This is a genomic window from Pseudomonas sp. HP_08 (assembly GCF_055284095.1).
The window spans coordinates 571046-590564 of the sequence record NZ_JBTOQC010000001.1 but is presented as its reverse complement, the minus strand read 5'-3'; the positions used below and the strand labels follow the sequence as shown (position 1 = coordinate 590564).

17 protein-coding genes are annotated in these 19519 nt (G+C 60.0%); 8 read left to right on the top strand and 9 right to left on the bottom strand.

The window, feature by feature from the left end:
- The first annotated feature begins 84 nt into the window (after positions 1–84).
- Both ACYAS9_RS02810 and ACYAS9_RS02805 read left to right on the top strand, forming a co-directional pair.
- Positions 85–1014: a dihydrodipicolinate synthase family protein gene (locus ACYAS9_RS02810; protein ID WP_463566777.1), complete on the top strand. Its 930-nt coding sequence runs from the start codon at positions 85–87 to the stop codon at positions 1012–1014.
- A 72-nt stretch (positions 1015–1086) separates the two neighbouring features.
- Entirely contained in the window at positions 1087–2334 is a 1248-nt protein-coding gene (locus ACYAS9_RS02805; RefSeq protein ID WP_463566776.1) for an OprD family porin, read from the top strand.
- Between the two features lie 161 nt (positions 2335–2495).
- Here ACYAS9_RS02805 and ACYAS9_RS02800 read toward each other — a convergent pair whose 3' ends face one another.
- The 3 genes from ACYAS9_RS02800 to ACYAS9_RS02790 form a co-directional block, all read right to left on the bottom strand.
- Positions 2496–4946, bottom strand: a complete 2451-nt coding sequence (locus tag ACYAS9_RS02800; RefSeq protein WP_463566775.1) for a TonB-dependent siderophore receptor — start codon at positions 4944–4946, stop codon at positions 2496–2498.
- Positions 4947–5030: 84 nt separating this feature from the next.
- On the bottom strand, positions 5031–5870 hold the full coding sequence (locus ACYAS9_RS02795) for a FecR family protein (protein WP_463566774.1): 840 nt from the start codon (positions 5868–5870) through the stop codon (positions 5031–5033).
- Complete coding sequence (locus tag ACYAS9_RS02790) at positions 5867–6397, bottom strand: RNA polymerase sigma factor (protein ID WP_463566773.1); 531 nt, start codon at positions 6395–6397, stop codon at positions 5867–5869. The genes ACYAS9_RS02795 and ACYAS9_RS02790 overlap by 4 nt, the downstream gene beginning before the upstream one ends.
- A 366-nt stretch (positions 6398–6763) precedes the next feature.
- Here ACYAS9_RS02790 and ACYAS9_RS02785 point away from each other — a divergent pair, with 366 nt between their 5' ends.
- The 4 genes from ACYAS9_RS02785 (at position 6764) to ACYAS9_RS02770 (ending at position 11449) form a co-directional block, all read left to right on the top strand.
- Positions 6764–7861, top strand: coding sequence for a carboxynorspermidine decarboxylase (locus ACYAS9_RS02785; protein WP_463566772.1), 1098 nt, complete (start codon positions 6764–6766; stop codon positions 7859–7861).
- Positions 7862–7890: 29 nt separating this feature from the next.
- A complete protein-coding gene (locus ACYAS9_RS02780; protein ID WP_463566771.1) occupies positions 7891–9135 on the top strand; it encodes a saccharopine dehydrogenase family protein in 1245 nt (414 codons plus the stop codon).
- 96 nt (positions 9136–9231) lie between these two features.
- Positions 9232–10320, top strand: a complete 1089-nt coding sequence (locus ACYAS9_RS02775) for an XAC2610-related protein (protein ID WP_463566770.1) — start codon at positions 9232–9234, stop codon at positions 10318–10320.
- A 109-nt stretch (positions 10321–10429) separates the two neighbouring features.
- Positions 10430–11449: an SMP-30/gluconolactonase/LRE family protein gene (locus tag ACYAS9_RS02770; protein WP_463566769.1), complete on the top strand. Its 1020-nt coding sequence runs from the start codon at positions 10430–10432 to the stop codon at positions 11447–11449.
- A 15-nt stretch (positions 11450–11464) separates the two neighbouring features.
- Here the strand turns inward: ACYAS9_RS02770 and ACYAS9_RS02765 are convergent, their stop codons facing one another.
- The 3 genes from ACYAS9_RS02765 to ACYAS9_RS02755 form a co-directional block, all read right to left on the bottom strand.
- A complete protein-coding gene (locus ACYAS9_RS02765; protein WP_463566768.1) occupies positions 11465–13897 on the bottom strand; it encodes a TonB-dependent siderophore receptor in 2433 nt (810 codons plus the stop codon).
- 110 nt (positions 13898–14007) lie between these two features.
- Positions 14008–14949, bottom strand: a complete 942-nt coding sequence (locus ACYAS9_RS02760) for a FecR domain-containing protein (protein ID WP_463566767.1) — start codon at positions 14947–14949, stop codon at positions 14008–14010.
- Positions 14946–15470: a sigma-70 family RNA polymerase sigma factor gene (locus ACYAS9_RS02755; RefSeq protein ID WP_463566766.1), complete on the bottom strand. Its 525-nt coding sequence runs from the start codon at positions 15468–15470 to the stop codon at positions 14946–14948. The genes ACYAS9_RS02760 and ACYAS9_RS02755 overlap by 4 nt, the downstream gene beginning before the upstream one ends.
- Before the next feature lie 178 nt (positions 15471–15648).
- On the opposite strand from ACYAS9_RS02755, the gene ACYAS9_RS02750 reads away from it, so the two are divergent.
- Together ACYAS9_RS02750 and ACYAS9_RS02745 are read left to right on the top strand one after the other, a co-directional pair.
- Entirely contained in the window at positions 15649–16305 is a 657-nt protein-coding gene (locus ACYAS9_RS02750; RefSeq protein ID WP_463566765.1) for a hypothetical protein, read from the top strand.
- A gap of 112 nt (positions 16306–16417) precedes the next feature.
- Positions 16418–17437 (top strand): PDDEXK nuclease domain-containing protein, encoded by a 1020-nt coding sequence (locus ACYAS9_RS02745; protein ID WP_463566764.1) that lies wholly within the window; start codon positions 16418–16420, stop codon positions 17435–17437.
- Between the two features lie 6 nt (positions 17438–17443).
- Here ACYAS9_RS02745 and ACYAS9_RS02740 read toward each other — a convergent pair whose 3' ends face one another.
- The 3 genes from ACYAS9_RS02740 to rutD are packed head-to-tail and all read right to left on the bottom strand — an operon-like array spanning position 17444 to position 19516.
- On the bottom strand, positions 17444–18205 hold the full coding sequence (locus ACYAS9_RS02740; RefSeq protein WP_463566763.1) for an SDR family NAD(P)-dependent oxidoreductase: 762 nt from the start codon (positions 18203–18205) through the stop codon (positions 17444–17446).
- Between the two features lie 7 nt (positions 18206–18212).
- A complete protein-coding gene (gene rutF / locus ACYAS9_RS02735) occupies positions 18213–18725 on the bottom strand; it encodes an NADH-dependent FMN reductase RutF (RefSeq protein WP_463566762.1) in 513 nt (170 codons plus the stop codon).
- A complete protein-coding gene (rutD, locus tag ACYAS9_RS02730; RefSeq protein ID WP_463566841.1) occupies positions 18722–19516 on the bottom strand; it encodes a pyrimidine utilization protein D in 795 nt (264 codons plus the stop codon). The genes rutF and rutD overlap by 4 nt, the downstream gene beginning before the upstream one ends.
- Between the last annotated feature and the right edge of the window lie 3 nt (positions 19517–19519).

Genomic DNA, 19519 nt, shown 5'->3' with positions numbered 1-19519 from the left:
TTAATCCCAGAACGTACCGGTTTGTACTTTCTGCGCCCCTGCACGCGTTAGTTGTGGACACTTAAACCGAAAAGAGGAAATACCATGAGCACTAAAAACACCATCGACCTGCGCGGCCTGGTGCCTGCCCCTGTTACACCGTTTACCCGTGATGGTCAGGTCGACTACGACGCCATCCAGAAACTGGGCGCGTGGCTGGGCAGTTTCGACGGCGTCAAAGGCCTGGTGGTACTGGGTCACGCCGGTGAAGGCACGTTCCTGACCCAGGCCGAGCAGGCGCGAGTGATCCAGGCGTTCAAGGAATCGGTCGGTGGCCGTCTGCCCATCATCGCCGGCATCACTGGCGAAGGCACCCAGGTCGCCGCCGACGAAGCCGTACGCGCTGTAGACGCTGGCGCCTCGGCGGGCCTGGTCTATCCGTCCCATGGCTGGCTGCGTTTCGGCTACCAGAAAGGCGCGGCGCAAGATCGCTACAAGGCCATCTACGAGCACAGTGGTCTGCCGCTGATCCTGTTCCAGTACCCGGATGTCACCAAGGCCACCTACGACCTGGAAACCCAACTGGACATCGCCAAGCAACCGGGCGTGTTCGCCATGAAAAACGGCGTGCGCAACATGCGTCGCTGGGACACCGAAATCCCGGTGGTGCGTCGCGAAGTGCCGGACCTGCAAATCCTCACCTGCCACGACGAATACCTGCTGCACACCATGTTCGACGTCGACGGCGCACTGGTCGGCTACGGCGGCCTGACGCCTGAGCCTCTGATCGAGCTGATCGAAGCCGGCAAACGCAAGGACTACCCGGCCGCCCGCGCCCTGCACGACCGCCTGCTGCCGGTGACCCGCAATGTTTACCATCGCGGCTCGCACATGGAAGGCACCGTGGCCCTCAAGCATGGCCTGGTTGCCCGCGGCATTCTGGAGCACGCCACCGTGCGCTCGCCGCTGCTGCCACTGGCCGAAGGCGCCGACCGCGAAATCGCCGATGCCCTGCGATCTGCCGGTTTGATCTGACCTGAACTAAACAAGGCCCCATTTCGATGGGGCCTTGCCGGCGTGTCCCTCAATAAAAATAACAAGGGAGTCATGGTCTTGAAAGCACGTACACCCCAAACAACCGGCGCATTGCTGGTCTCTGCCTTGATGCTGCACACCCCGGTGCAAGCCCAGGGTTTCATCGACGACAGCAGTGCCAGCCTCAACCTGCGAAACTTCTTTTTCGAACGCCACTTCACCGCGCCCGGCGTCGCCCAGAGCCAAGCGCGCGAGTGGACGCAGAGTTTTATCTTCGATGCGCGTTCAGGCTTTACCACCGGCACCATTGGTTTTGGTGTCGATGTACTGGGCAAATATGCGGTGAAACTGGACGGTGGCGCCGGCCGTTACAACGCGCTGTTATTACCGCGCGACAGCGATGGCGACCCGGCTGGCAGCTTTGGCCGACTGGGCGTGGCGCTTAAAGCCCGCGTATCGGCCACTGAATTGAAAGTCGGCGAATGGATGCCCAACCTGCCGCTGGTAACCGCCGACGACTTTCGCGCCTTGCCGCAAACCTTCCGTGGCGCGCAATTATCGTCACAGGACATCAAGCACTGGACGCTGTACGCCGGCGAGTTCAGCAAGACCAGCCTGCGCAACGATTCCTCGATGGAAGACATGGCCTATGCCGGCGCGCAAAGCGATGCTTTTCGCTTTCTGGGCGGCGACTACCGCAGCGAATCGAAGAACACCACCGTGCGCCTGTGGGCGGGCGAGCTTAAAAACATCTACCAGCAACAATACGCCGCGCTGATCCAGCGCTGGTCACTGGCCGAAGGCATCAGCCTCAATGCCAACCTCGGCTACTTCCGTGGCAAGGACGACGGCAGCGCCAAGGCCGGGCAACTCGATAACCAAACCGGCTCATTACTGGTAGGGCTGGGCATCCGCCAGCACACCTTCAGCATCGGCCTGCAACACGTGGGCGGCGACACGGGCTGGATGAGAATCACCGGCAGCGGCGGTATTTATCTCGCCAACAACACCTTCAACCATGCCTTCGACAACCCGAAGGAAAAATCCTGGCAACTGCGTTACGACCTGGACTTTGCCGGCTACGGCGTACCGGGCTTGAGCCTGATGACGCGCTATGTGAAAGGCAGTGACGTGCAACTGCGCAACGTCGATGACGGCTCCGAGTGGGTGCGTGAGTCGGAGCTGGGGTATGTGGTGCAAAGCGGCAGTTTCAAGAACCTGTCGCTGCGCTGGCGCAATTCGAGCGTGAGGCGCGATTTCAATGCGACCGATTATGATGAGAATCGGGTGATTGTGAGTTACCCGATCAGGTTTTTTTGAAGGGGTAAGGATTGTCCGTGAACCCCCTGAATGAGTGAAATTGCAAAGGATTGTTGTTGTCGCCGTGCCCGCTTGCGAGGCACGGTAAAGGAGGGGGTCAGAAGTCCCAGCGGATGTTGGCTGACACGTTACGTGGGTCGCCCCAGTTGTAAGTGCCGGGTTTAAAAGTCTTTAAAGTTTCCTCGCAGTGTCAACATAATGTTGCGAGGTTCTCCGTAGCGGTAGCCATACTCATCATTATAATAAGACTTGTCGAACACGTTGTTCAGGTTGGCCGCCACTGTCCAATGGTCGTCGATTTGGTAACGTGCAAAGGCATCCCATACCGTGCGTCCTGGCATCGTCCCGGCTATACCGCTGTAGTTGGTGCCGCGTAGTTTGCTCTGGGAGGACACGCCACCGCCAACAGTAAACCCTTGGAGTGCACCCGATAACTCGAAAGTCGTGAATGCGCGAAAGATATGCCGAGGTGTTACATCGCCTAGCTGTTCACCTTCTTTGGCGGTGGGGTTGCCAAAGGCATTGCGGTCCTTGAGGTATTTCGCTTCGTTGTACGTGTATCCTGCAAAGGCTTGCCAGTGAGGAAGGATTTCCCCGTTGGCTTCAAGTTCGATCCCCTTGCTTTCAACTTTGCCAGAGTTTAGGTAGCAGTAACCATTCAGCGCAGCAGGGCAGCCCCCGCTGGGGTACGCAGGGTCAATCGCGGCGCGATTGTCTTGAATGATTCTGAACAGCGCAGCCGATGTATTAAGCCGGCCATTGAACAGGTCGCCCTTTATGCCGATTTCGTAGTTGCTGCCTACCGCAGGATCCAGCAGTGACCCGCTGGTCGTGCTATAGCTGCTTTGCACGTTGAATATGTCAGTGTAGCTGGCATAGGCTGACCACTCCGGCGTGAGTGCATAGACCAAGCCGACATACGGGGTGAATTCTTTGTCCTGACGGAATTCATTGCTTAATGCACCATTGGCATAGTTTTCTACTTTGTACCAGCTCAGGCGCCCGCCGATAATGACTTTCAATGGCTCGATAGGGCTGAGTATCAAGTTGCTGTAGAGGCCATAGGTTTCTGTATGAACTTCGCTGTTTGACAACGCCCCCGTCTTGAAGTTGGGCTTTGAGATGGCTGACATCTCAGGGTCGTTCAGGATATTCAGGCTCAGGCCCGAATAATTTATGATGCTGACCGTGTAGTCACGCTCTTCTTTCTGGTAGGAGGTCCCTATGATGACTTTCTGTTCCAGATCAAATAAAGAGAAGTTCCCCTCTGTGCTGATGTCCACACCGCTGCGGTAAAAGTCATAGTTGGAATCCTGGGCGCGTCGAATAGCGACAGTGCCAACATTAGGATTCAGACCATAATCGCTTCGTGCCAGCACACGCTCATAGATTTCGCCGCGTTGAAAATCAGTGGCGATTTTGGCACTCCAATCGTCGTTGAACGAATGCTTGACCTCAGAAAAGACATCGTGCGCAACGCTTTTATAGGCAGACCAGTCCGGGCCGACCGAGGTCGAGCGGGACAGTTTTAAATCCGAGCCGTTCGTGGCCGTGGGCAAACCCTGGAAAAAATAAATCCCGGAGACATCATAGTTTTGATGACGGTAACCGACCATGGCGGTGGTTTTGTCGGTAACATCGGCTTCCAGCACGCCATAGAAGATTGGCATTTCAGAGTGGGCACGATCATAGAAGTAATCGCGGTCTTCATAAGCCGTTACGGCCCGGCCCCTCACGGTGCCTGCGTCGTTCAGGCTGCCGGTTAAATCCAGTTCGGTACGGTAGTAATCCCAAGAGCCTGCCTTGGCGGTGATATTCAGCTCGGTTTCTTTCTTGGGGCGCTTTCTGACGAGGTTGACGACACCACTTGGCTCGCCAGCGCCCAGTAACAGCCCTGGCGCTCCGCGTATGATTTCGACTCTTTCAATGGTGGCCATATCCGGCGCCTGACCAATGATAGAGCCAAAGGAGGTCGAGCTGGAAACACTGTCCAGCAGGATTTTCGAGATTTCAAATCCACGAGAGTAATAGCTGCTTTGGCCACTGTTTACAAACTGTCGGCTGATCCCAGGTGTTTGCATAACTACCTGGTCGAACGTGTCCAGGCTTTGATCGTCCATCCGCTGTCGGGTGACTACCGTTACTGACTGCGGGATATCCTTTTGCGCTTGCCCTGTTTTGCCAAGGGTGACGACGCGGGAGTTGTAGGAGTGCTCATAGGCTGAGGCACTGGTGCCGAGCGCGTTACTACTTATCGGCGTTGGCGACAATTCCACCGGCCCATTCTCTCCGGGCTTGGCTACCAGAAAACTCCCATCCTCAGTCTTCTCAATCCTCAACCCCGTACCACCCACCAACCGCTCCAACGCCTGCTCAACCGTCAGACTCCCGCGCAACCCCGGCACCTGCCGCCCCTCGGCTACATCGGTCGCAAACAAAATCCGGCTCCCCGTTTGCCCAGCCAGCGCATTCAACGCCTGATCCAGTGCCTGCGGTGCAATATCCAGCGGGTAAGTCGTTTGTTGCGCCATGGCCGTCCCCGCCATCAGCAGTGCAGCCGCCAGCAGGCTCAAACGTTGTGAGGTGCGTGGCGATGAAGTGTTGGTACCCATGAGTTCCCCATATGTTGGTGCGTTGTTCTATGGGCTATGGCGTATGGCGCGTTATCAATGTTGAGGTGCGATTGAAAATAAATCTCAACGTGTACGGTAGAGGGTCACGCTGCCGTCTTTGCTGCGTTGCACCGTGACTGGCAGGATGCCCGGCAGCAGGTCGATCAAGGCCTCTACCGAGGCACTGTCGAACTCGCCGGACAGGCGCAATTCGCCCGTTCGGCTATCCGCTACACGGATCGCCGCCTGGCGGTAATGTTGCAGTTCGGCCACCACTTCGCTGAGCGGGGTACCGTCGAAGCGCAGTTTGCCGTATTGCCAGGCGGTGAGGCTTTGCGGGTTGACCGGTTGTGGCGTGTCGACGCGTTCAGCCGTGGCGTGCAGTTGTTCACCGGCCGTCAGGCGGCGAGGCGGCGTGTGGTGATTGCTGACTTCCACGATGCCTTCGATAACGCCCACTTGCACGCCGCGCCGGTCGCTGCGCACGTCGAACACGGTGCCGATATCGCGCACCGTTACACCTTGGCTGCGCACGATAAACGGCTGCTCGCCATGCACCACGGTGAAGGTAGCCTGGCCTTCGAGCAGTTCCAGTTGGCGGCTGCGCAGGCGTTGTTCGATGCGCAAGCGGCTGCCGGAATTGAGCAGCACCTGGCTGCCGTCTTGCAGAGTGAGTGGCTGGCGTTGGCCGAAGGCGACCTGTACTTCGTTGCTGCGCCAGGCCGGGTCCAGGGTCCAGAGTGCGCCGGCGATGGCCAGGCTGAGCAAACCGCCCACGGCGGCGTTGCGTTGTTTGCGGCGGCGCTGGGTCAGGGCCTTGCCTTCGGCCAGCAATGCTTCGCGGGACGGCACGCGTTCGCGCAGGGCATCGGCATAGGGTTGCAGGGCGTCTTCGCGAGGCGGACGGTCTTCTGGCTTTTTCATCGAAGCAGGCACGCTTGGCGCGCCGGTTCCCAGTGTTGGGCAATGGTGCGCATGGCGCGGCCGAAGTGCTGGGTGATCATGTTTAGCGAAATACCCAGCTCATCGGCGATCTCGCGTTGCGGCATGCCGTGGATGCGGTGCAGCAGGAACACCTGTCGCTGGCGCGGCGGCAGGGCTTCGATGATTGCCAGCAAGGCCTTTAACTGTTGCTCGAAATCCACGGCTTTGGCGCCGTCCCAGTCATCGAATGCAGCCTCTGGCGGCAAGGGCAGGTTCAGGTGCGCCTGGCGAATGCGCTCGGCGCGCAGGCGGTCGATGGCCCGGTTGAAGGTCATACGCCGCAGGAACGCAAGCGGCTGGGCGATAGTGCCCGCCGGTGGTTTTTCCAGCACCTGGACACACACGTCATGCACCAGGTCGCGCGCAAAATCCCGACCACGAAAGCGCCGACGCAAACTATCGACCAGATCGTCGTAGTGCAGCGCCAGGGCGGCCATCAGTTGCGGGTCGGGCGACGATTCGGACATGGTGCGTCAAATGCATATGAGAATTTGTCGCATTATAAGCAGGCCTCGATTCAATCGTCGAGGTGCGATATCGGGAGGCCATTCGTCCTTAAAGTGTGCAGGGGGCAAGGGCTTGGTCAGGGCGACCAAAGTTGCAAATCAGGTCCATGATGACCTGCGCAAAGCCCTGAAAGCGGGCTTATCACCTAAATGTCACATTATTGTCATCTTCGATAGCCATGCTCGGCGCCATTACTGTCATGGCACGCGATGGACGAAATTTGCCCAATGGACTTTCGGTCGACGTCGGTTATCGGCACAATTCGCGTCCGCTTTTTTCAGGAGGTTCGCGGACTCCTGTTGGCCGACCTTTAATACGGAAGCGAAATGATCAAAACCCCGTACTACCTCATCGACAAACAGAAGCTGCTGAGCAACCTGGAAAAGATCGCCTACGTGCGCGAAAACTCCGGTGCCAAGGCGTTGCTGGCGCTCAAGTGCTTTGCGACCTGGTCGGTCTTCGACCTGATGCAGCAGTACATGGACGGCACCACGTCCAGCTCGCTGTACGAGCTCAAGCTCGGCAAGCAGAAGTTTGAAGGCGAGACGCACGCTTACAGCGTGGCCTGGGCCGACGATGAAATCGAAGAGATGATCGCCAACTGCGACAAGATTATCTTCAACTCCATCGGCCAGCTTGAGCGCTTTGCCGAGGCCACCACCGGCACCATCCGTGGCCTGCGCGTCAATCCGCAAGTCAGCAGCTCCGATTATCTGCTGGCCGATCCGGCGCGTCCGTTCAGCCGCCTGGGCGAATGGGACCCGGAAAAGATCGGCGCGGTGATGGATAAGATTTCCGGCTTCATGTTCCACAACAACTGCGAGAACGGTGATTTCGACCTGTTCGACCAGATGCTGACCACCATCGAAAACCGCTTCGGCGAGCTGCTGCACCAGGTCAAGTGGGTCAGCCTCGGTGGCGGTATCCATTTCACCGGCGAAGGCTATGCGCTGGACAAATTCTGCGCGCGCCTCAAAGGCTTCTCCGAGAAGTACGGCGTGCAGGTTTATCTGGAGCCGGGCGAGGCGGCCATCACCAACAGCGCCACGCTGGAAGTGACCGTGCTCGACACCCTCTACAACGGCAAGAACCTGGCCGTGGTCGACAGCTCGATCGAAGCGCACCTGCTCGACCTGCTGATCTACCGCCTCAATGCCAAGCTGGCCCCCAGCGACGGCGAACACACCTACATGGTGTGCGGCAAGTCGTGCCTGGCTGGGGATATCTTCGGCGAGTACCAATTCGATCGTCCGCTGGCCATCGGCGACCGTTTGTCGTTCCTCGACACGGCGGGCTACACCATGGTCAAGAAAAACTGGTTCAACGGCCTGAAAATGCCGTCCATCGCCGTCAAGCAACTCGACGGCAGCATCGAAGTCGTCCGTGAGTTCGGCTTTGACGATTACCTGTCCAGCCTCTCGTAAGCTGGCGTATTAAAGGGGACTTAAAGAAATTGAAGAAGAACGTTCTTATCATTGGTGCAGGAGGTGTCGCCAAGGTGGTGGCCCACAAGTGCGCGCAGCACAACGACGAACTCGGTCGTATTGCCATCGCGTCGCGCAACATCTCCAAATGCCAGGCCATCATCGACAGCGTCAAGGCCAAGGGCAGCCTCAAGCAGCCCGCCGACATCCAGGCCTTCTCGCTCAATGCACTTGATGTCGAAGCCACCAAGGCGCTGATCCGCGAGACCGAATCGCAGATCGTGATCAACGTGGGTTCTGCATTCCTCAACATGTCGGTGCTGCGTGCCTGCATCGATACCGGCGTGGCCTATCTGGACACCGCCATTCACGAAGAACCGGGCAAAGTCTGCGAAACGCCGCCCTGGTATGGCAACTACGAGTGGAAGCACCTCGAAGAATGCCAACACAAGAACGTCACCGCCATTCTTGGCGTGGGCTTCGACCCGGGTGTGGTCAACGCCTATGCAGCCTTGGCGCAACAACAGCATTTCGACCACATTGATTCGATCGACATTCTCGACGTCAATGCCGGCTCGCATGGCAAATATTTCGCCACCAATTTCGACCCGGAAATCAACTTCCGCGAATTCACCGGACAGGTATGGAGCTGGCAGAACAGCCAGTGGACCAGCAACACCATGTTCGAAGTCAAACGCACCGATGATCTGCCGGTAGTAGGTTCGCAGAACCTGTACCTGACCGGTCACGACGAAGTGCACTCGCTGTCGAAGAACCTGGACGTGCCGAACGTGCGCTTCTGGATGAGCTTCGGCGAGCATTACATCAACGTCTTCACGGTGCTGAAAAACCTCGGCCTGCTGTCGGAAAAGCCGGTCAAGACCGCCGAAGGCCTGGAAGTGGTGCCGCTCAAGGTGGTCAAGGCCGTACTGCCCGATCCTGCCTCGCTGGCGCCGGGTTACACCGGCAAGACCTGCATCGGCGATCTGGTCAAGGGCACCAAGGATGGCAAGGCCCGCGAGGTCTTCATCTACAACGTGGCCGACCACGAAGAAGCCTATGACGAGACCGACAGCCAGGGCATCTCTTACACCGCAGGCGTTCCGCCTGTCGCCGCCGCCTTGCTGGTGGCCCGTGGTGACTGGGATGTGAAACACATGGCCAACGTCGAAGAACTGCCGGCCGAGCCGTTCCTCAAGCTGCTCGACGTGATGGGCCTGCCGACGCGCATCAAGGATGAGCACGGCGACCGTCCGTGGGACCAGCCTGCGTAAGGTTGGGTGGCTGCACAAAAAGGACCGCTTCGGCGGTCCTTTTTTATTGGGCGCGAGTTGTGGTGCAATCGCCGGCAACTGGACAGGAGTCACTTCATGCAGTTTTCAATCATTCAACGGGTCGCTCTTTTTGTGGGCAGCATGCTGCTGTCTATCAATGCCTGCGCGATCATGCCCGTGGAGGGCTATGGCGAAATCGACACCGCCAGCTTTGAAAGCGCCGCCAAAAAAACCTGGAACCTGCAGGACTTTTCAACGCAATACCGCGCCACGCTGGAAATCGTCGACAACGACGGAGTATTTCGACCCGGCATCATTAGCGTGTACGGCAAGAACGGTCAGGCGCCGCTGTTCTATGTGCAGTCCAATGAACTGGTGCTGGACGTCAATCCGCACACCGGCAAGGTCAAAACCAACGTCCAGGAGCTGCCCTACGGCGAGCAGAGCGTGCTGATCCACGACGACTTCAACTTCGACGGCATCAAGGACCTGGCAATCATGGACGGCCAGAACAGCTGCTATCACGGGCCGTCCTTCCAGATCTTCCTCGGCACGGCGCACGGCTTCAGGCACAGCGACGCCTTCACCGAGCTGGCGCAGAACTACTGCGGCATGTTCCAGTTCGACCCGCAAACCCGCCAGATCAACACCATGACCAAGGACGGCTGTTGCTCGCACTGGTTTGCGACCTACAGCATTCAGAACGGCGAGCCGGTGATGCAGAGCGAGACCGTGATCGATCAGACCAGCGCCTCGGGGCTGACCCGGGAAACGCATTCGGTGAACAGCAACGGCAAGATGATCGCCACGGACCGTACGCTCTGGGAAGACGACGAGCAGCGCCAGATTCTGCTGTCGTTCAGGCTGGCACCGTCCGGCAAGCGCATCATCCTGTTCCGCTCGGCGCTTAACGAAGCGGTGTACTACGCGGCGGTCGACAGCAAGGACGAAGTCGGCTTGCTGTATCCCGAGCGCGAGGCGGAGCGCTTCGAGTATGACCGCGCAGGGCAGGCATTGAGCTTTGTGCGCGGCGACACGACCTGGCGGATTCTGGCGGATGCGCAGGGCCGGGTGAACAAGATGGAAGTGGTGATCCGCGGCAAGACCACCGAGCTGAAACTTCAGCCCGGCTCGGTCCAGGGTTCGCTGGATAAGGTGGGGGAGGCGCTGAAGGCCAACCCATGAGCCTGAACGAGGCATCCGCATCGTGGATGCCTCGCATCGCGATAAACAATTTCCCGAATGCCCGGCGCGTGCGCACCCTGCTTGAATCATCTCATTCAAGGGCTTATCCATGGCACGCAACCCGCTCAAAGGCTGGCAGGTCGATCGCGACAGCATCGGTTTTGTCGGTCATGACCTGCAACGTCCCGAATGCCTTATCGCCCAGCCCGACGGCACGTTGTGGAGCGCCGATGCGCGCGGCGGTGTCATGCGTATCGACCCCGATGGCAGGCAGACCCTGCTGGCCCCGCAGCAACCGGTTGCCAGCGAGCCGGCCGATTTTCAGGCGCGCTATGTGCAATCGCAGGGCGCCTCGCTGCCCAACGGCCTGGCGCTGACCGCCGAAGGTGATTTCATCATCTGCAACTGGGGCCTGGACCGCATTGAGCACCTTGATCGCCAAGGCAATCTGCGGGTGTTGCACGATTCGCTGGACGGCAAGCCGCTGGGCAAGACCAACTTTCCGTTGCGTGATTCGCATGGCCGTATCTGGTTCACCGTGACCACCACGATGCAACCCTGGACCGAGTCGATCAATTCAAGCGCATTGGACGGCTATATCGGCGTGATCGATGAGCACGGCATCCGCATCGTCGCCGAGGGTTTTGGCGGCACCAACGAGATTCGTTTCGACGATAACGAAGAGTGGCTGTACGTGGTCGAGAGCAACGCCCGGCGCATCTCGCGCTTGCGCGTCGGCCCCAATGCCACGCTCGGTGCACGTGAAATCTATGGCCCGCAGCAACTGCAAGGCTTTCCCGATGGCTTTGCCTTCGACGCCTTCGGCAACCTGTGGGTGACGCTGATCATGAGCGACATGCTGATCGCGATCACCCCCGACGGCGAGGTGCTGACCTTGCTCGACGACGGCAACCCGGCAGCCACCGCCGAGCTGAACCGGCATTACCACAGCCGCACCCTGACCCCGCAGATCATGCAGGCCGCACACGGCACGCTGGCGCCGTGGCTGGCCAGCCTGACGTTTGGCGGGGCGGATTTGCGGACTGTTTACCTGGGCAGCCTGCAAGGCACACGCATCCCGTTTTTCCGCGCGCCGGTGTCCGGCCAGGCACTGGTGCACTGGCGCTGATGGGTACCGACCCGGTTAGAGCTTCATCCGCACCCCGACCGTGAAGTTGCGCGGCTCGCCGTAGAAGTTGTTGTAATGATTGAACTGCACGGTCTGGTAGTACTGGCGATCAAAGGCGTTGTTCAGGTTGTACTGCACCTCCAGATCCTTGCTGACTTCATAGACCGCATGCACACCTGTAATCGCGTAGCCACCTTGCTGCACGCGCCAGGTCGCGTCGCTTTTGTACATCTGGCTCTGCGCATACAGGCTGGCACCGATGCGCAGCTGTTGCAGCGGCGCAGGCAGGCGATAGTCGGTGCTCAGCTTGAACAAGTGACGCGGAATGTCGGTGGCGGCCGCACTGCCTTTGCTGGCGCCGCCGTCATAGCGTGGTGAGCTGTAGGTGTAGCCGGCCGACAGGTTCCAGCCCGGCAGTGGCTCTCCGTAGGCTTCCAGATCGATGCCGCGGGTGCGGATCTTTTCCTGGGGCGCAGCACAGCTCTGGATACCGGTGGCGCAGCTATCCAGGTATTCGGCCACACCGGTCAGGTCGGTCTGGAACAGCGCCATCGAGGCACCAAGACGTTTGTCCAGGCTTTCGGCTTTCAGGCCGATTTCGTAGTTGCTGCCGGTGGCCGGGTCGAGCATCGAGCCGTTGAAGTCGACGGTGCTTTGCGGCTTGAAGATTTCTGTGTAGCTGGCGTAGGCCGACAGGGTCTCGGTGAGGTCCTGGACAATGCCCACGTAAGGCACGATCTCACGTGGCCGCGACATCTCGGTCTGTGCGCCATTGATATCGCTTTCGCTGTGGTACCAGCTCATGCGCGTGCCGAGGATCAGGTGCGTGCTGTCGGTCAGGTTCAGGCGCGTGGCAGCATAGGCGCCGCGTTCCTGGGTGGTGTAGTTGTATTTCCACAGGCTGTAGTTGATGTTCGGCGCCGGTGGGTTGAAAGAGTTCAGGTCGTTGACGTCGAGAATGTAGCTGTAGCTGGCATCGCGACCGCCGTGATAATCGAAATCGTCATGGCGCAAATTGAAGCCGAACACCGCTTCGTGCTGCCGGCCCAGCAGCGAAAACGGCCCGGTGAAATAACCGTCCAGGCTGGTCTGCGTATCGTCATAGCGAAAGCCGCGCGGGTTGAGAGTGTATTTGCCGGCATTGGCTGCCACCGGCCAGGTGTAGTTGGCCAGAAAGTCCGATTTGGCCCACATCAGGTTGGCGGCCACGACCAGTTTCCAGTCGTTGTCGAACTGCTGCTGGTAGTCGGCGAATACCGTGGTGTTGGCCTTGTTCAGCTTCGACCAGCTACCGGTCAGGGCGGTGGAGCGCGACAGGGGATAGAAGTTGCCATTGGCCTGGCTGGGCAGGCCGCTCCAGTCATAGCCCGGGTTACGGTCTTTCTGGTAGCTGAATCCCAGGGTCATCAGGCTGCTGTCGCTGAGGTCGGCTTCGGCAATGGCGTAGACCAGGGTATTTTCCTTGCCGGCTTCGTCCAGGTAGCTGTTGCCCTTGGTATAGGCCAACACGCTGCGACCGCGCAGGGTGCCGCTGTCGTTCAGTGGGCCACTGACATCCAGCGCATTGCGCCAGGTGTCCCATGAACCCAGTGAGCTGCTCAGTTCAGCCTGCGCCTGAGCGGTCGGACGCTTGCGCACCAGGTTGACGGCTGCCGAAGGGTTACCGGCGCCCTGCATCAGGCCGTTGGCGCCGCGCACCACTTCGATATGGTCGTAAAGGTTGGTGTCGGGCTTGGATAGCGCATCCATCGAATAGCTGTTGCCGATGTTGGTGGGCACCCCGTCGATCTGCAAGGTGTCGATCTGTTGACCGCGCGCGTAGTAATTGGAGCGCTCGCTGCCGTTGCGGGTCAGGGTGATGCCGGTGGTGTTGAGAAGCACCTCATCAAGGTTTTTCAGGTTCTGGTCTTCGATGCGCTGGCGGGTGACGACCGTGACCGATTGCGGCGTGTCCTTGATCGACAGGTTCATGCGCGTGGCAGTGTTGGTCGCGCCGGTGGCATAGGCGTGCGTGCCTTCGGTGGTCGCGCCCAGCACGCTGCCGTTGATGCTGGTGGCGCCCAGTTCGACGGCGTCACCATCGCTACGCGGTATCAGCACATAGTCGCCCGAGGTGCTGCGCGTGACCTGCAGCGCGCTGCCGGCCAGCAATTGAGCAAAGCCCTGCGGGACGCTGTAGGTTCCTTGCAGGCCTTTACTTTGCTTGCCGTTGGTCAGCGCTGCATCGAAGGACAACACTACGCCGGCTTCGCTGGCAAAGCGGCTGAGCACCGCACCCAGTGTGCCGGGGGCGATGGCATAGCGGCGCATCGATTCTTCGGCATGGGCCTGGCCGGCAGCGCTCAACAGTGGCTGGAAAAGTCCTGCCTGCAGCGCCAGGGTGGCGCCCAGGATGGCGACGGCAAGCGGCTTGGCCGGGTAAGACGGCAGGGTGACGATGCGTGACATGAACGGCTCCTTCAAAAGCCATAAGGCGGTTTGCAGAAGGGGTCGAGTGAGCCGTGAAAAATCGACAATCGAAAACACAATTATTTTCGATTGCCTGCCTCTTCGATGGTTTAAACGCGGGACCTGACCTGTATCCAGAAGCGCGTGCGGCTTTCGATGGCCACCGGTAATACCCGTGCAATGGCCGCCAGCGCGCGGTCGGTGTCGTCCAGCGGATAAGCGCCTGACAGCCGCAGGCCGGCCACTTCGGCGGCGCAGTCGATAAAGCCCGGACGGTAACGTTGCAGCTCGGCCAACGCTTGATCGAGCCGCCAGTTGTCAATCACCAGACGGCCATGACGCCATTCACTCAGGTTCTGGTCGGCCGCCTGCGGTGCCTGTAACGGGCCATCGTCGAAGTTCAGCCGCTGGCCAGCCTCGACCCGCAGCGCTTGTACAGTGGCTGCGTTGCGTACCGCCACGGCATGCTCCAGCACCGTGAGTTCGGTGCGGGTGTCGTGTACGCGCACAGTGAAGCGGGTGCCCAGCGCCTGCATTTCACCGTGGGCGCTGCGCACCTTGAACGGCCGTGGATCCCTGGCCGTTTCGATGAGGATTTCGCCGGTGCGCAAGATGATCAGCCGTTGCCCTGCTTCATAGCGAATATCGACCGCGCTGGCGGTGTTCAGCGTCAGCACCGAGCCATCGGCCAGGTTCAGGCTGCGCCGCTCGCCGGTAGCGGTGCGCAGGTCGGCCAGCCAGATCGGCGCCTGTCGATAACCGCTCCACGCCAGACCGGAAACGCCCAGGCCGAGCATCAGGCCTTTGAGCAGCGTACGGCGTCCTGGTTGCGTATTGCCGCTGGCCAGCGTGCGCCGCGCCAGCGAACCGGACATACCGCGCAAATCCGTCTGAAACGCTTCAAGGCGCTGCCAGGCCCACTGGTGCAGATCATTCTGTTGGTGCCAGGCCTGCCATTGCTCACGGGTGTGTGCGCAGTCCGGCGTCGCACTCAAACGCGCATGCCACTGGGCGGCATCGCGCAAGGCCTGGCGTTGCTGAGCGGGATTCACAGCTGTGCGTCCAGGGCGAACAACAGGCATTGCTCGGTAGCCCTGGCCATGTATTTGGTCACCGAACTGACCGAGATATCCAGGCGCTTGGCGATCTCGATGTAGCCCATGCCGTCCAGTTGCGCATAGAAAAAAGCCTGGCGTGCCTTGTCGCCCAGGCCGTCGAGCATCGCATCGAGCTGCAACAGCGTTTCGAGCATCAGCGCGCGTTCTTCTGGCGAACACTCATGCAGCTCAGGCTCCTGCGCCAAGGCTTGCAGATACGTCTGTTCCAGCTTGCGCCGCCGCAGATGATCGACCATCACCCGCTTGGCCACCGTGGCCAGAAAGTTGCGCGGCTCACGCAGCGGTTGCACGACGGTGCTGGTGATCAGACGCACAAATGTGTCATGCGCAAGATCGGCTGCCTGCTCCCGGTCCCCCAGGCGTTTGCTCAGCCAGCCACGCAGCCAGCCGCCGTGGTCGCAGTAAAGGCTGTGCAGGTCATCATGCGGGGAAGACGGCGGCAATGCGTTGGACACCTGAAATCCCCTGAGGGCTGAACGCGGATAGGAATGAGTCGCAATTGTAGAGGGGCGGAAGAGGGAAGGGAACAGGTCGTTTGAGAAACGCAGGTTTGGCGGTGTTAACACAACCGTTGGGGCGAGGACCTAAAGCAGGTACATTTCGTTACAGACTCAGGACTTCAAGGACGCATTCATGATCCGTCAGCCCATCCGCGATGCGGTATTAAGCCTGACCACCCGCCTGGTCGATGAATGCCATCCGCGCGTGGCAGAGCAACACACGGCAGAACTGGCCCGCTACGCCCGATTGAACTGCGCGTGCGATGCGCTGGATTCATTCCAGGGCGCGCGCCCTCGTCAGGACGACGATGCCTACGAGGTGATGCGGTTACGTCGTGCGCAAATCGCCGACCTGATCGCGGCGGCCAATCTGCAAGCCTGGGAGCAAGAGGCGCCGGCCGGTCTTTATCTGGCCATTCCGTACTTTTCCCGGTGTTCGGACAAGCAGCCGGTGTGGCTGGTCAACCGCAGCGAACAGCGGGTCACCTATCTGGGACGGCGCCTGTATGCCTACGCCAGCACCGATGACGGCATCGACGAGTACGAGCGCTCCGGCAATGCCTTTGCCGATGGCATCGCCCGTTCGGCCGAACTCGCGCCCGGCGCCCGGTTGCAGATCGAAGAGTACTCCATGAACTTCGACGGCGACTTTGTCAGCAATCGCGGCGTGACCTTGCTGATCGACGGCGAGCGCAGCGAATGGTTTACCAGCATTTCCAAGCTCGGCGGCTATCTCTGGGATGAAGAACTGCATGGGTTGCATGCGCTGGAGAGGGTCGAGAAGGGTTGAGTGCAAGCAGTTGATGAGATCGCAGCTTTCTGACACCTTCCCGATTGGTTAGTAACGGATTTGACGGGAGCGCGGTAGAGTCATGTTTTAGCGTAACCCGGACTGCTATTGCATGAGCTCAAACGCCCCCCAACACCCTGCACCTGATCGTTTCGATGAAGTGCTGGCGTTGATTCATACCGCTAGGCAGCAAGCTGTGAAAGCGGTCAATACGCAACTGATCGAGCTGTACTGGCAGGTCGGTGCCTATATCAGCCATAAGCTTGCGCAGGCTGAGTGGGGCGATGCCGTGGTCAGTCAACTGGCCGATCATCTGGCGCTTAAGCAGCCCGGGCTGCGTGGTTTTACGCGACGGAATCTGTTTCGGATGCGCCAGTTTTATGAGGCTTACCGGCATGACGAGAAAGTGTCAGCACTGCTGACACAATTGCCCTGGACCCATAATCTGATCATCCTTAGTCAAAGCAAGCACCCGCAAGAGCGCGAGTTTTATCTGCAAATGGCCCTTCAGGAGAGGTGGTCAAGTCGGGATCTGGAGCGCCAATTCAAAACGGCTTTGTTCGAGCGCAGTGTTACACAGCCGGCCAAAGCTTCTGCTGCGCTGAAACAGTCTCATCCCGCCGCACTCGATGTATTCCGTGACACCTACATGCTTGAGTTTCTGGACTTGCCCGGCGGGCATGCCGAAGCTGACCTGCATCAGGGTTTGCTGACGCGCCTGAAGAGCTTTCTGGTCGAGTTGGGCCGAGACTTCTGTTTTGTCGGTTCCCAATACCCCTTGCAGGTGGGCAAGCGCGACTTTGCTCTGGACCTGCTGTTCTTTCATCGCGGGCTTAATTGTCTGGTGGCGATCGAGCTCAAAGTGGGACGCTTTGAACCGGAGTACCTGGGCAAGCTGGACTTCTATCTGGAAGCACTGGACCGCAATGAACGCAAACCCCACGAAAACCCTGCCATCGGCGTGCTGCTATGTGCCAGCAAGGACGACGAGGTGGTCGAATATGCGCTCAACCGCAGCCTCTCTCCGGCGTTGATCGCCGAGTACCAGACGCATCTGCCGGACAAAGCGTTATTGCAGGCCAAACTGCATGAGTTCTATGCCTTGGACACGGCGCAGGACCCAGAGCAGTAAATCACCTCACAGGTCCCGATCAATCGCATACCCCGACCACGCCTGGCGCGCCGGTACGATTTCCAGGCGGTTGATGTTGATGTGATCCGGCAGGCTGCACACATGCAGGATCTGCTCGGCAATGTCTTCGGCGCGCAGGGGCGTGGTGTTGCCATACAGATTATCCGAAGCGGCCTGATTGCCTTTGGTGCGCACCAGGGTGAACTCGGTTTCGGCGATGCCCGGCGCGATGTCGGTGACCCGCACGCCGGTGGCGATCAGGTCGCAGCGCAGGTTGTAGCTGAACTGGGTGACGAAGGCTTTGCTGGCGCCATACACGTGCCCGCCGGGGTACGGCCAGGCACCGGCCACCGAGCCGATATTGATGATGCTGGCGCCCTTGCCGGTTTCCAGCAGCAGCGGCAGCACGGCGTGGGTGACGTTGACGAGCCCGGTGATATTGGTGTCGATCATGGTGTGCCAGTCTTGCAGGCTGACCTGCTGGGCCGGCTCCGGCGCCAGCGCGAGGCCTGCATTGTTGATAAGCGCGTGAATGCGCCGAAAGCCGCGCGGCAGCTCATCGACCACCTGTTTGACGGCATTGGCATCGCGCACATCCAGGGCGGCGATGTGCACGGCAGCCTTGGCACAGAGTTCGTCTTGCAGCGCCTGCAAACGCTCCAGGCGCCGGCCGCTGAGAATCAGCGACCAGCCGGCCTCGGCAAAACGCCGTGCCGTGGCCCGGCCAAAACCGGAGGTGGCGCCGGTGATAAATACAACCTTGCTCATGGAAACCTCATGGGATCAGGGCGGCGGGTGCAGCCTGCAATTCGTGGTACTGGCGGTTGAAGTAGATGAGGCTCTGCGCCTGTTCGCTGGTAGAGATCGCCACCACTTCACAGACCAGCACATCGTGAGTGCCGACTTCGGTGATCTGGCTCAGCCGGCAGTCGAACGACACGCTGGCTTCTTGCAGAACCGGCGAGCCGGAAGCGCCCAGCGTCCAGTCGGCCGCCGCGAAACGCTCGGCCATCGAGGTCTTGCCGCCGAACAGGTTGGAGATGGCCTGGTGGCCGGCGCCGAGTACGTTGACGCACAGCACGCCATTGGTCTTGAAGGTTTCATACACCGACGCGCTGCGGTTCAGGCATACCAGCAGGCTGGGCGGTTCATCGGTGACGCTGCACACCGCCGAGGCGGTAAAGCCTGCGCGGCCGCCGGGGCCGTCGGTGGTGATCACGTTGACGGCGGCGCCGAGGCGCGCCATGGCATTGCGAAATTCGGTCTTGCCGGGTTCGGAGCCGATCATCGGGTGATCTCCTCAAGGGGCTGAGCGTTGAGAAACGACAGCAGCGTGTCGTTGAAGGCGCTGGCATCGGTGATGTTGTGCGCATGCGCGCCATGAGCAACGGCGTGCAGCACGGCGTCGGGCAGGTGTTGTGCCAGTTGCTGCGAGCAAGTCCAGGGCACCAGCACATCGTCCTTGGCGACCGAAATCAGCGTCGGTACCCGAATGCCGGCCAGGCGCGGGGTCACGTTGAAGGCGCGCAACGCGGCAATGCGTGCGTGCATCGTCGCCGCACCTGGAAAGTGCGCAAAGGCGTGGTCGACCTCAGCCTGTACCCGTTCGGCATTGGCGGCGCACCAACTGGCCGGGTACAGAAAGATCGGCTGCGCCTCGACATAGGCGCGCGGCCCCAGCGCATCGAGCAAGTGCAACCTGGCATCGAAGCAGCGCGCCGAATGCGGGTTGGGTTGCGACCAGGCATTGATCAGCGTCAGGCTGCGCACTCGCTCAGGGAAATCCAGCGCCAGTTGCAGACCCACCAGGCCACCGAGGGCATGGCCGATGAAGTGACAACGGTCAGTGTGCGTGGCGTCCAGCACCTCGATCACGTCACGGGCCATGTCTTCGATGCGGTAGTCGCAGGATAAGGTTTCCAGGCTGCGCCCGGTGCCGCGCTGGTCATAGGCGATTACCCGGTAGCCGGCCTCGACCAGCGCCGGAATCTGCAACGACCAGTAACCGGCAGAACCGCCGAGGCCCGACGACAGCAACACCGCCTCGCCGTCGGCCGGCCCGTGTACCTCGGTGTACAGGGC

Excerpts from the sequence above, each read along its gene's own strand:
- ACYAS9_RS02810 (WP_463566777.1), top strand. The coding sequence starts at position 85 with ATGAGCACTAAAAACACCATCGACCTGCGCGGCCTGGTGCCTGCCCCT.
- ACYAS9_RS02805 (WP_463566776.1), top strand. The coding sequence starts at position 1,087 with ATGGTCTTGAAAGCACGTACACCCCAAACAACCGGCGCATTGCTGGTC.
- ACYAS9_RS02800 (WP_463566775.1), bottom strand. The coding sequence starts at position 4,946 with ATGGGTACCAACACTTCATCGCCACGCACCTCACAACGTTTGAGCCTG.
- ACYAS9_RS02795 (WP_463566774.1), bottom strand. The coding sequence starts at position 5,870 with ATGAAAAAGCCAGAAGACCGTCCGCCTCGCGAAGACGCCCTGCAACCC.
- ACYAS9_RS02790 (WP_463566773.1), bottom strand. The coding sequence starts at position 6,397 with ATGTCCGAATCGTCGCCCGACCCGCAACTGATGGCCGCCCTGGCGCTG.
- ACYAS9_RS02785 (WP_463566772.1), top strand. The coding sequence starts at position 6,764 with ATGATCAAAACCCCGTACTACCTCATCGACAAACAGAAGCTGCTGAGC.
- ACYAS9_RS02775 (WP_463566770.1), top strand. The coding sequence starts at position 9,232 with ATGCAGTTTTCAATCATTCAACGGGTCGCTCTTTTTGTGGGCAGCATG.
- ACYAS9_RS02770 (WP_463566769.1), top strand. The coding sequence starts at position 10,430 with ATGGCACGCAACCCGCTCAAAGGCTGGCAGGTCGATCGCGACAGCATC.
- ACYAS9_RS02765 (WP_463566768.1), bottom strand. The coding sequence starts at position 13,897 with ATGTCACGCATCGTCACCCTGCCGTCTTACCCGGCCAAGCCGCTTGCC.
- ACYAS9_RS02750 (WP_463566765.1), top strand. The coding sequence starts at position 15,649 with ATGATCCGTCAGCCCATCCGCGATGCGGTATTAAGCCTGACCACCCGC.
- ACYAS9_RS02745 (WP_463566764.1), top strand. The coding sequence starts at position 16,418 with ATGAGCTCAAACGCCCCCCAACACCCTGCACCTGATCGTTTCGATGAA.
- ACYAS9_RS02740 (WP_463566763.1), bottom strand. The coding sequence starts at position 18,205 with ATGAGCAAGGTTGTATTTATCACCGGCGCCACCTCCGGTTTTGGCCGG.
- rutF (WP_463566762.1), bottom strand. The coding sequence starts at position 18,725 with ATGATCGGCTCCGAACCCGGCAAGACCGAATTTCGCAATGCCATGGCG.